Source organism: Burkholderia sp. AU32262 (genome assembly GCF_020419985.1).
GTDB classification, from domain to species: domain Bacteria; phylum Pseudomonadota; class Gammaproteobacteria; order Burkholderiales; family Burkholderiaceae; genus Burkholderia; species Burkholderia semiarida.
The window spans coordinates 48,727-60,301 of record NZ_JAIZRS010000038.1; the positions used below are offsets into that span (position 1 = coordinate 48,727).

Consider the following 11,575-nt stretch of genomic DNA (forward strand, 5'->3'; position numbering starts at 1 on the left):
GCGGCATCGCGCGACCGTGCGGTCATTGCCGTGCGTCGCTCGCGGCCTGCGCGCGGTACGCCCGCCAGCCGCCGAACCGCGTGATGTCCTGCGCTTCGTCGAGCGCCACGTTCTCGCACAGGAAGCCCTGCACGGGCGAACCGTCGGCGAGCGTCAACGTGCCGATGCCGAGCGGCGCCGCAATACCGGCGACGAAGCTGCCGTACGCGTCGACCGGCATCTCCCAGATTTCGACCGCGATCGGCGCGCCGCCGTCCGGCACGCGCACGAGCCCCGGTTTGGCGACGCCGCCGCTTGCGTCGGCGGACAGCGCATAGAGACGATAGGCCGGCGCGGTCGTGGTCGCGGCGACGAAGCGCGCGCCGCGCTGCGTGAGCTGCCCATTCAACGGTTCGCCGCGCAGATGCGCGCCGACGACGGCCACCCGCACGACACCCGCCGATGCGACGCCCGGCGGCATCGCGGCCGCAGGCGGCCGTACGTCGCCGCCCGCCGCCACGCCGTCGCCCCATGCCTGCGCGAGATCGAGCAGCCGCGCATCGTCGTGCGCGCGACCGACGAACGTGATGCCGAACGGCAAGCCCGCATGCGGCCCGGTCGCGCACGTGCCTGCCGGCACCGCGATCGCCGACAGGTCGAGCAGGTTCACGAAGTTCGTGTAATAGCCAAAGCGTGAATTGATCGCGATCGGATCGGCTTCGAGCGCATCGACGGTCGCGGTCGTCGCCGAGGTCGGCATCACGATCGCGTCGAGGCCGTCCCACGCGCGGGCCGCATCGACGCGCAGCGCCGCAAGCCGGTCGAATGCGGCGAACGCATCGGCGGCGCTGAAGCGCGACGCGCCGCCGAGGATCTCGCGAATCACCGGATGCAGCGCATCGGGCTCGCGCGCGGCGAACGGGCCGATCGCGGCGAGCCGCTCGGCGACCCACGGGCCTTCGTACAGCAGCCGCGCGGCGGCCAGGAATGGGCCGAAGTCGATCTCGACGATCCGCGCGCCGGTCGCGCGCAGCCGTTCCAGCGCCGCACCCCATGCCGCGCGATACGATGCGTCGCCGAAGAATTCGAGCTGATCGGCACGTGGCGTACCGAAACGCAATTGCGCGAGCGGCCGCGCCGGCTGCGCGCGCAAGCCGTCCGCGCCCAGCAGCGGCTGCCAGGCGCGCCCGTAAGGATCGCCTTCCGTCACGCCATGCGCGGCGGCGAACACGGTGCGCGCGTCGTCCGCCGAGCGGGCGAACACCGACACGCAATCGAGCGACCGGCAGGCCGGCACCACGCCGAGCGTGCTGAGCACGCCCCGGGTCGGCTTGAGCCCGACGAGCCCATGAAATGCGGCGGGTACGCGCCCGGAGCCCGCCGTGTCGGTGCCGAGCGAGAACGTCGCGACGCCGAGCGCGACGGCCACGGCCGAGCCGGAACTCGAGCCACCCGACGCGTAGCGCGGGTCGAGCGCATTGCGGCACGCGCCGTATGGCGAGCGCTGCCCCGAGAGCCCGGTCGCGAACTGGTCGAGATTCGTCTTGCCGACGGGAATCGCGCCGGCCGCGATCAGCCGCTCGACCACGGGCGCGCTGCGTTCGGGCGTATATGCGTAGGCGGGGCAGCCCGCCGTCGTCGGGATGCCGGCGACGTCGATGTTGTCCTTGACCGCGAACGGCACGCCGTAGAGCGGCAACGACGCGATGTCGCGCCCGGCCAGTGCGTCGGCATACGGCATCATCTCGTCGCGCGTCAGCGGCCGGATCCACGCATGGTGCGGGTCGCCCGCGTCGAAGTGCGCGGCGATCGCGTCGACGAGCGCATGCGGCGTCAGGCCGCCCGCCGCGTAGCGTGCGCGCAGCGCGGCAATCGAGTGCAGCCCGGGCAGGATCGAGCGTTCCGTCGTACTCATGCGACCTCCTCGGCGGCGCCCGCCTTCATCACCATCAGCCGCTGGCCGGCCACCACCGCCGCGCCAGGCGCGCAATCGATCGTTTCGATCGTGCCGTCTTCCGTTGCCGTCACCGCCACCTCCATCTTCATCGACTCGACGATCGCGACGACCTGCCCTTCGGTCACGCGCTCGCCGGCTTCCACCAGCACTTTCCACACGCTGCCCGACACGTCCGCGGCGATCGCCCGCTGCGTGTCGTCGAGCGCGGCCGCCACCCGGTCCGCTTGCGGGTCGCCGTGCTCCGCGTCGCCGACGTATTCCGCATGGCCGGCCGCGCGCCACCGCTCGCGCTCCGCGTCGAACGCGGCCTGCTGCGTCGCCTTGAACGCGGCGATCGAATCCGCCTCGTCGTTCAGGAAGCGGTTGTAGGCGCGCAGATCGAACACCGATTCCTCGATCTTCAGCGTCGCGCGGCCCGCGATGAAATCCGCACGCAGCGCACTCAGCTCGGTTTCGCTGACTTCGTAGAAGCGGATCTCGTCGAAGAAGCGCAGCAGCCACGGCTTGCCGGCTTCGAATTCCCGCGTGGTGCGGTGGCGGTTCCACATCTGCACGGTGCGGCCGACGAACTGATAGCCGCCCGGCCCTTCCATCCCGTACACGCACAGATACGCGCCGCCGATGCCGACCGCGTTCTCCGGCGTCCAGGTGCGCGCGGGGTTGTATTTCGTCGTCACGAGCCGGTGCCGCGGATCGATCGGCGTCGCGACGGGCGCACCGAGGTAGACGTCGCCGAGGCCCATCACCAGATAGCGCGCGTCGAACACGATGCGCTTCACGTCGTCGATGCTCGCCAGGCCGTTGATGCGCCGGATGAACTCGATATTGCTCGGGCACCACGGCGCATCGGGCCGCACCGACTGCATGTAGCGTTCGATCGCGACGCGTGTCGACGGGTCGTCCCATGAAAGCGGCAGATGGACGATGCGGTTCGGCACGCGCATGTCGGCCACGTCGGCCAACTCGCGCTCGGCCGCCTGCAGATGCGCGAGCAGCGCATCGAGCGGCAGCGTCCGCGCGTCGAACTGCACCTGCAGCGAGCGGATGCCCGGCGTCAGGTCGAGCATGCCGGGCAACCGGTGCGCGTCGAGCCAGCCCATCAGCGCGTGCACGCGAAAGCGCAGGTTCAGGTCGAGCATGAGCGGCCCGTATTCGACGAGCACGTTGCGATCGCCCGAGCGCCGGTAGACGACGCCGATGCCGCCGCCCGCGGACGGGTCGCGGTGCAGCACGCAATCGTCGGATGCGCCGGATGCAGCCGTTGCCACGTCACGCGTCGCATCCACGATCGCGGCAGCCGGCTTCCCGGCCGATATCCCGGCCGACACGCCCGCGCGCACGAACCGCACGGTGTCGCCCGGCCGCAACTGCCCGAGCTTCCACAGCTCGTCGCGCACGACCGTCACCGGACACACGAAGCCGCCGAGGCTCGGGCCGTCCGGGCCGAGAATCACCGGCATGTCGCCGGTGAAATCGACGGCACCGATCGCATACGCGTTGTCGTGGATGTTCGACGGATGCAGCCCCGCCTCGCCGCCGTCCGCACGCGCCCATTGCGGCTTCGGGCCGATCAGCCGCACGCCGGTGCGGCTGGAGTTGTAATGGACGGTCCACTGCGTGCCGTAGAGCATCGCGACGTCGTCCGGCGTGAAGAAATCCGGCGCGCCATGCGGACCGTCGAGCACGCCGAGCGTCCATGCATGGGTCAGCTCGGGAACGTCGGCCGCGGCCAGCGTCGCGCCGGCGTCGCCGCGCCCGGCGTCCGCGTGCAGATGCAGCACGTCGCCCTTGCGCAGCGCGCGGCCGGCATGGCCGCCGAACTGGCCGAGCGTGAAGGTCGCCTTGCTGCCGAGATAGTCGGGTACCTGCAGCCCACCCTTGACGGCGAGACACGCGCGCACGCCCGCGCCCGTCACGCCGCCCAGCTTGAGCACGGCACCCGCCCGTGCGCGCACGACCTGCCAGAACGACACCGCTTCGCCGTCGAGCGTGGCCGCGAGCGGCGCACCGCCGAGCACGAACAGCGTCGCGGTATTGAAGCGCAGCGTCGCGCCGACCATCGTGAATTCCAGCCCGGCCGCGTCGCGCGCGTTGCCGAGTAGCGCGTTCGCGAGATCGAACGCGCGATCGTCCATCGGCCCCGACGGCGGCACGCCGACGCTCCAGTAGCCGACCCGCCCGGGCGCCTGCTGCACAGTGGTCTGCACGCCGCCGTCGAGCACGTCGATCGTGTGCGGCGCAAACGCGAAGCGCGACAGGAAGGCAGTGGTCGGCGCACCGCGCGCGAACGTGTCGGAGCCGACGACGGCGCGCAGGTAGTCGAGATTGGTCTCGATCCCGTACAGCTCGGTACGGTCGAGTGCGGCACGCAGCGCCGCCAGCGCATCGCGCCGCGTGTCGCCGCGCACGATCAGCTTCGCGAGCAACGGATCGTAATGCGCGCTGATCTCCGTGCCTGCCTCGATCCAGCCGTCGACCCGCACGTTCTCCGGAAACGACACGTGCGTAAGCAGCCCGGCGCTCGGCTGGAACTGCTTGTTCGGATCCTCCGCATAGAGCCGCACCTGGATGCTCGCGCCGCGCGGCGCGACGGCAAGCGTGTCGAGCGGCGGCAGGTCGCCTTCGGCCTGCAGGATCATCCATTCCACGAGATCGACGCCCGTCACTTCCTCGGTCACGCAATGTTCGACTTGCAGCCGCGTGTTCACCTCGAGGAAATAGAACCGCCGCGCGGACGCGTCGAACACGAATTCGACCGTGCCGGCCGACGCGTAGCCCACCGCGCGCGCGAGCCGCACCGCGCTCGCGTGCAGCGCGTCGCGCTCGGCGTCGGTCAGGTCGGGCGCGGGCGTTTCCTCGATCACCTTCTGGTTGCGGCGCTGCACCGAGCAATCGCGTTCGCCGAGCGCGATCGCGCCGCCGCGGCCGTCGCCGAAGATCTGCACTTCGATGTGCCGCGCGTGTTCGACGAACTTCTCGAGATAGACGCCCGCATGTGCGAAATTCGCGGCGCCGAGCCGCACGACGGATTCGAAAGCCGCGCCGAGCTGCGCAGCATCGCGACACAGCGACATGCCGATGCCGCCGCCGCCCGCGGTGCTCTTGAGCATCACCGGATAGCCGATCGCGTCGGCTTCGGCGAGCGCCGTCGTGACGTCGTCGAGCAGGCCGGTGCCGGGCAGCAGCGCGACGCCGTGCGCGGCCGCGAGTTCGCGCGCGGTGTGCTTGAGGCCGAACGCGCGCATGTGATCGCCGCGCGGCCCGATGAAGCGCAGGCCCGCCGCTTCGCACGCGTCGGCAAAGCCCGCGTGCTCGGACAGGAAGCCGTAACCGGGGTGCACGGCCTGCGCGCCGGTCTCGCGCGCGGCGGCGAGGATGGCCGCGACGTTCAGATAGCTGTCGGCCGCCGGCGCGGGCCCGACCCGCACGGCTTCGTCGGCGAGCGCCACGTGGCGCGCGTCGCGATCGGCATCCGAATAGATCGCGACCGATGCGACGCCGAGACGCTTCAGCGTGCGGATCACGCGGCAGGCAATTTCGCCGCGATTCGCGACGAGGACTTTGGCGAATCTCATGTTGCCTCCCGCCGGGCCGCCCCAAGGAAGGCAACCGCCCCCTTGGGGGGCAGCGAACAATAGTGAGCGTGGGGGCAGGTCATTGCGCCTCCCACACGATGAGGCGCACGGGCGTCGGGTTGTAGCCGTTGCACGGATTGTTCAGTTGCGGGCAGTTCGAGATCAGCACCGTGACGTCCATCTCCGCGCGCATCTCGACGTATTTGCCCGGCGCGGAGATGCCGTCCTCGAACGTGAGCCCGCCGAGCGGCGTGACGGGCACGTTCATGAAGAAGTTGACGTTGCCCACGAGATCGCGCTTCGTGAGCCGCGCCCCGGCGCCGCACGTGCAGTGCGCGATCGCGTTGAGGAAGCTGTCGCGGCAGTTGTGCATGTAGCGCTTGTCGAGCGCATAGCGCACCGTGTTGCTCTCGGCCGCGCATGCGCCGCCGAGCGTGTCGTGACGGCCGCACGTGTCGGCGACGATCGTCGCCATCGGATTGCCATGGCTCGACACGAGCACGCTGCCCGCGCTCAGGTACAGGTTTCGCTGCGCGCGGATCGTGTCCTGCGCGCTGTAGCGTTCCTCGGGAGCGTCGGTGCGGTAGAACAGCGTGTCGACGGCCTGGTTGCCTTCCAGGTCGAGAATGCGCAAGGTCTGCCCGCACTTCAGGTCGTGCAGCCACGGGTCGCCCGCGTTCAGCGTGATGTCGTGGATCGCGTCGCGCGGGTCGAGACGGCTTTCGATGATCGGCATGCTCTCGCTCCTTACGCGAACAGACGGTCGGTGTTGGCGAAGCCGCGCGTGTTCTCCGCGCACGCGCGCCGGCACGGGTCGTCGTCGGGCGCCGCGCCGTCGGCCGGATACGCGCGGTACGCGATCAGCTTCACCGCTTTCGGCGCGTAGTCCGGACGCGGGTCGAGCGGATGCGGCGCGGTCGAGAACGCCGCGAGCGTATTCATCTCGAAGCGCAGGTCGAACGCGCTGCCGGGCGGCGAATGTCCGGCGACGAATTCGAGCGCGCCGTCGTCGTACGTGCTCAGCTTGCTGAAGAAGTTGACGTTCGCGGCGAGGTCGCGTGCCGATAGCCCGTATTTCGCGAGCTCGAGCACGAGGCTGTCGCGGCCGTTGCGGATCATCGCGTTGCGATTGGCCTGATACGACGACGTGCCGTACTTGTGCGCGAACAGCCGCGCATCGCCGACGCCGCCGAGCGGATCGTGCCAGCCGAGCGTATCGGCGGTGATCGACGCGATCACGCGCCCCATGTCCGTGTACAGCGCATGGCCGCGCGTGAGATGCGCGGTGTGCTGCGCCTTCAGCGTGTCGGCCATGTTGTAGCGCTCGAGCAAATCTTCCTGACGATGAAAGACGGCGGACAGGTTCGCGCCGCCGTCGACATCGACGATGCGCAGCGCGAGACCGCGCCGCAGAATGCCGGACCAGTGTGTTCCGGCGGGAATCAGCGTTTCCCACGCGACGTGCGACGGTGGGGCGAGGACGGCTTGGGGGCTCGGCGACATGGCGGCTCCGTGGGTCGGTTGGACAAAAGGCGTGAGAGGGCGACCGAACGACATCGCGACCTCCCGGGCTTTTATCCCTCCGTGGAGCCTCGCCGTTTCCTCGTATCGAGGCGAAGGCAAGACCGGATTGCTCTCGGACCAGGCATCGCGCGGCGCACGCCGCGCGACCGGAACCCTAGCGATCCTGAAGATGATGCAAATTGCTTCGCACCTCTCGGGCATCGAACAAGCGAGTTGCGTGCCAGCCGTCGCCCGATCGCCGCACGACACGGCCCGGCGGCGCGATGCCGCACGGCATGCGAATGGCGGACGCGTTCGCTTGCCCTCGCGGCGGGCGCGCGGCGCACCATGCACACGCAACCGCGCACCGGCGCAGTGCGCGTCGCGCGCTCGCACACCGGCCGATCCGCAATGGCATGGGCATTGCTGAATCCATGCACCGCCACCTCATCCCCGATCCTTCATGAACAAGCTCGACCTGCTCCGGCGCGTACTGCACGCGCTGTTCGCCGCCCGCTTCATCGAACTTCAGCGCACCATGCGCCGCCGTTGAATCGCGTTGCCCCGCGCCGTTGGCACGCTTCTCGCTCGGCATGACGCCGAGAGGTGCGGCGGCGTCGCATCTTAGGGATGCTAGGGTTCCGGTTCATCGAACGTCTGGTCCGAGAGCAGCCCGGCGCGGGTTCATCCGATCGCAAGAGCGGGTGCACGCGTGCTACACGGCGGGACAAAAGCCCGGGAGATTGGCGATGGCAACGGCCGTCGCGCCTCTCCGTGGCCGCCCCGTTCGTTGCACATCCGCAGGAACCGGTCACGCAGCCGGAACGTGTGCTCGCGCACGGTCCGTATCGACGATCCCGATCCCGGTCTCCTGGAGAACAACGATGACCCGTCCCGCCTCGGCGTTCCGCCGCCTGTCGTCCTTCCGTTTCATCCGTCACGCACTGGGCGCCGCCGCCGCGGCTGCCGCGCTATGGGCGGCGCCCGCCGCACAGGCTGCCGCACCGCTGAAGATCGGCTACAGCGACTGGCCCGGCTGGGTCGCGTTCCAGGTCGCGCTCGACAAGGGCTGGTTCAAGGAGGCCGGCGTCGACGTCGATTTCGAATGGTTCGATTATTCGGCGTCGCTCGACGCGTTTTCCGCGGGCAAGCTGGACGCGGTCGCGGCGACCAACGGCGATGCGCTCGTGACGGGCGCGTCCGGCGCGAAGAACGTGATGATCCTGCTGACCGACTATTCGGCCGGCAACGACATGATCGTCGCGAAGCCGCCGCTGCGCACCGTCGAGGCGCTGAAGGGGAAGAAGATCGGCGTCGAGCTCGGCCTGGTCGACCATCTTCTGCTCGAAACCGCGCTGCAGAAGCACGGGCTCAAGGACAGCGACGTCACGCTCGTGAATGCGAAAACCAACGAGCTGCCGCAGGTGCTCGGGTCGTCGGCCGACATCGCGGCGGTGGCCGCATGGCAACCGAATGCCGGCGAGGCGTTGAAGCGCGCGCCGGGCGCGCGGGCGATCTTCACGTCGGCGGACGCGCCGGGGCTGATCTACGATGCGATCACCGTCGCGCCGGCGAGCCTCGCCGCGCGCCGGGCCGACTGGGCAAAGGTGGTCAAGGTCTGGTATCGCTGCGTCGCGTACATCAACGATCCGAAGACGCAAGCCGATGCGGTCAAGATCATGTCGGCGCGCGTCGGGCTCGCGCCGGCGCAATACCTTCCGCTGCTGAAGGGCACGCATCTGCTCGACGAGGCGGCCGCGAAGCGTGCGTTCCGCAAGGGCGACGGGCTCGATTCGATCTACGGCTCGACGCGCAACGCGAATGCGTTCAATGTGCGTAATGCGGTGTACAAGCAGTCGCAGGACGTCGACGCGTATATCGATTCGCGGTTCATCGACGCGCATTGATGGCGGGAGGCTTGCCGGCGCGCGCGGCGACGCGGTGCGACGCGCCGGTGGGCTATGCCGGTGGTCGCAGGTTGCGGACTGGAGTGCTAATTGTCTGGCTGCCTGGCTTGTCGCCGTGTGTCCGGCTGAATGGCGGCGACGCTGAATGACCGTTGCGGCGAGAGGCGAATGGCTGTTTGCGACCCTTAGCCGCCGTTGAACGTGGAGCCACGTCAATGGCCGCTCTCTGCTAACGAACGGCCGTAGGCGACGGCGCGACGTCAATAATCGCTATTTTCTTTCTTCGCCTTCTGCATCGTTTCGTCGGGTCGCGTAAAGTCCCAACAGCTGCTTCGCCAGTTCCGCGGTGGTACCGTGCTTGAGGTCCCCGTTGGCATCCGGAATACTGGCGATCACCTGTACGGCCATCCCTACGGCGTTAATGCGCTCAAGCACAGTTACATATTCTTTGGACTGAGCCAGTATCGAGCGATAGATAAGCAGGAAGGAACCACCGATAAAGCTAATCAAGACTCCGGATGCAGATGCGATGACGGAAACCGGGAGTTTGTCGGGATACTTCGACGCTTGAAACAGACCATACATCACAAAGCCAAAACCGCATAACGTAACCAAAAGTGTCAGCCAATAGATCGAACGTACTTGGGCCAAGTTCCGATCCAGATAGTTTTCGAGCTTTGTGCGGGCTAAATCCCAAGCGAACTGGGGTTTCTCGGGATGCTCTCTAATCCGCTCCTCGACGCTTTCAATCTGCTGCTCACGGGCCAGCTGTTCCGCAACGCTCTCGTACGCTAACACCACAAGAAGAGTTATGAACGCGACAATGGCGGCGCCTACCGCGATAGGTGTGGCAACTTTTGGATCGATAGTCGAGTCTTGCCCGAGCGCGCCGATGACTCCTGCAGCAAAACCCAAGAGCACTGCCAACGTCATCGCTGCACGCGACTTTGCTCCCCCCCGTTGCCAAGCTTTCAGCAACGAAGCGATAACAGACATATATGGATCGAACATGGAAAGGTGCCATCGCTCAGTTTCGGAAGCTTGAATTTTGCCCGAATTTTCGCTTTTTCTGAGGAGAGTAATCGTCTTTGGCTGGCATATCTCCCAAGATCCGCCTTGGAGTCATTTCAACGAACCGACGATAACGCGCTTAGCTGCGGAGCCCTTGGGACTACATTTGAAATAGGTTTCGCTCCTGAACCGAGGCGAACCGGATATGCAACCTGGACGGTGATTTGCTGTCCCTCTCCAGCCGCTCAGGCGGAGCGGCCCCTTGTTGAGGAGGACCAGCCGCTTGAAAGTCTAGGCTCGCCCAACAACGAGCGTCTGAAACTGGCCGGTGACGGCCTGTCGCCACCGCCGGCCGCAAGCTGGATGGCGAGCCGCCTGAAGCCGCGTCTCCCCAGCTCCCCCACTTCACCCGCCTCTCGGCAACCGCACCGTGAATACCGTTTCCGTCCGGTCGGACCGCGCATCGATCCAGCCGCGATGCGCCTTCGCGATTTCGTTGGCGATGAACAAACCGAGCCCCAGGCCGCCATCGTCACGCTTCCTGTCCGGACGGTCCTCGCCACGCTGCAGCGGATCGAAGATACGGTCCAGCGTGAGCCGATCGATCACCGGCCCGCGATTGCCGACCTCGACGAACACTTCCGAATCGTTCGCCGCGGCCGTCACCCGCACCGGCGTCCCGGGCGTTCCGTACTTCACGGCATTGCCCACCAGATTGCTCAGCAACTGCTGCATTCGCTGATCGTCCCAATCGCCGCGGAGGTCGCCACGTATATCGACGTCGATATCGCGATCAGGGTGCCCCGCCCGCAGTTCGTCCACCACATTGGCGAGCACGTGTGCGAGATCGACATGGCGAGGAACGACGTTGATGCCGAGTCCGAGCTGCGTCCGGTTGAAATCGCAAAGATCGTCGAGAAGGCCCTGCATGCGACCGCCGCTCCTGATCAACCGGCCGGCAGCCTCGGACACTTCCTCGCCCGCATTGAGTGCGGAGAGATACGACGCCGTGACCTGAATCGTCTGCAACGGCGTGCGCATGTCGTGGCCCAGCATACCCAGCAGCAAGTTACGCGACTGCTCGACCTGTTCGGTAAAAAAGGCGACCGATTCCGCCACCGCCTGATCGATCGCCTCATTGAAGCGAATCATGTCGTCCAGATGAGGCGGGCTCGGCTGACATGCGTCGATCCACAAGCGCAGCACGCTGGCGCGCAGTGCGCGATACTCGGCCACCAACTGGTTGATGTTGAAGCCGCGCCGCGCACGCAGCACGGCATGCGTCTGCGCGGCCGTCTCCGCGGCATTCGCCGGCTCGGCCGCGCGCCCCAAGGATTTTTCGTGTTGTGCCTCCCGCGTTTGCGGAACGGCGATGTCCTGGGCTACGGCGGTCAGGATCTCGCGCGCGTGATCGCGCAGCCCATGCGAGTTCATGTGCCGCGCAGCCGGTAACAGCGTGGCGGCAAACGCCTCCCACTGGACCAGTATCGGCTCCATGTTTCGTATGATGAAGTCAGCTAGTGTCCTGTTCCGCTGATTCGCGAGCAAAGTCGATGCAGCTTTTCGAGGATGGAATCGGCTGACGCGGTCCAGACGAACGGTTTGCAGTTTTCGTTGTAGTGGGAGACGAATTGATCGATTCG

General features: G+C 67.4%; 7 protein-coding genes, 1 pseudogene and 2 riboswitches. Of the genes and pseudogenes, 1 reads left to right on the forward strand and 7 read right to left on the reverse strand.

What is annotated here, in order from left to right; genetic code table 11:
• Window positions 1-22: 22 nt before the first annotated feature.
• From atzF to LGN10_RS30855, 4 genes are all read right to left on the reverse strand, one after another.
• Window positions 23-1,894, reverse strand: coding sequence for an allophanate hydrolase (gene atzF / locus LGN10_RS30840; RefSeq protein WP_089466212.1), 1,872 nt, complete (start codon window positions 1,892-1,894; stop codon window positions 23-25).
• Window positions 1,891-5,511 (reverse strand): urea carboxylase, encoded by a 3,621-nt coding sequence (gene uca, locus LGN10_RS30845; protein WP_089466213.1) that lies wholly within the window; start codon window positions 5,509-5,511, stop codon window positions 1,891-1,893. Before uca ends, atzF begins: the two co-directional genes overlap by 4 nt.
• Before the next feature lie 79 nt (window positions 5,512-5,590).
• Window positions 5,591-6,247: an urea amidolyase associated protein UAAP2 gene (locus tag LGN10_RS30850; RefSeq protein ID WP_089466214.1), complete on the reverse strand. Its 657-nt coding sequence runs from the start codon at window positions 6,245-6,247 to the stop codon at window positions 5,591-5,593.
• An 11-nt stretch (window positions 6,248-6,258) separates the two neighbouring features.
• Complete coding sequence (locus tag LGN10_RS30855) at window positions 6,259-7,014, reverse strand: urea amidolyase associated protein UAAP1 (protein WP_089466215.1); 756 nt, start codon at window positions 7,012-7,014, stop codon at window positions 6,259-6,261.
• A 58-nt stretch (window positions 7,015-7,072) separates the two neighbouring features.
• Window positions 7,073-7,204: riboswitch (guanidine-I (ykkC/yxkD leader) on the reverse strand.
• Between the two features lie 432 nt (window positions 7,205-7,636).
• Window positions 7,637-7,758, forward strand: a riboswitch (guanidine-I (ykkC/yxkD leader).
• Between the two features lie 140 nt (window positions 7,759-7,898).
• Between LGN10_RS30855 and LGN10_RS30860 the strand changes: the two genes are divergently transcribed.
• Window positions 7,899-8,921: an ABC transporter substrate-binding protein gene (locus LGN10_RS30860; RefSeq protein ID WP_060967145.1), complete on the forward strand. Its 1,023-nt coding sequence runs from the start codon at window positions 7,899-7,901 to the stop codon at window positions 8,919-8,921.
• A gap of 270 nt (window positions 8,922-9,191) precedes the next feature.
• On the opposite strand, the gene LGN10_RS30865 is transcribed toward LGN10_RS30860, so the two are convergent.
• The 3 genes and pseudogenes from LGN10_RS30865 to LGN10_RS30875 all read right to left on the reverse strand — a co-directional run.
• On the reverse strand, window positions 9,192-9,932 hold the full coding sequence (locus LGN10_RS30865; protein WP_060010644.1) for a TRADD-N-associated membrane domain-containing protein: 741 nt from the start codon (window positions 9,930-9,932) through the stop codon (window positions 9,192-9,194).
• Window positions 9,933-10,337: 405 nt separating this feature from the next.
• Entirely contained in the window at window positions 10,338-11,429 is a 1,092-nt protein-coding gene (locus LGN10_RS30870; protein ID WP_264163292.1) for a sensor histidine kinase, read from the reverse strand.
• Window positions 11,430-11,449: 20 nt separating this feature from the next.
• Window positions 11,450-11,575: pseudogene (locus LGN10_RS30875) on the reverse strand (IS630 family transposase); the annotation flags it as partial.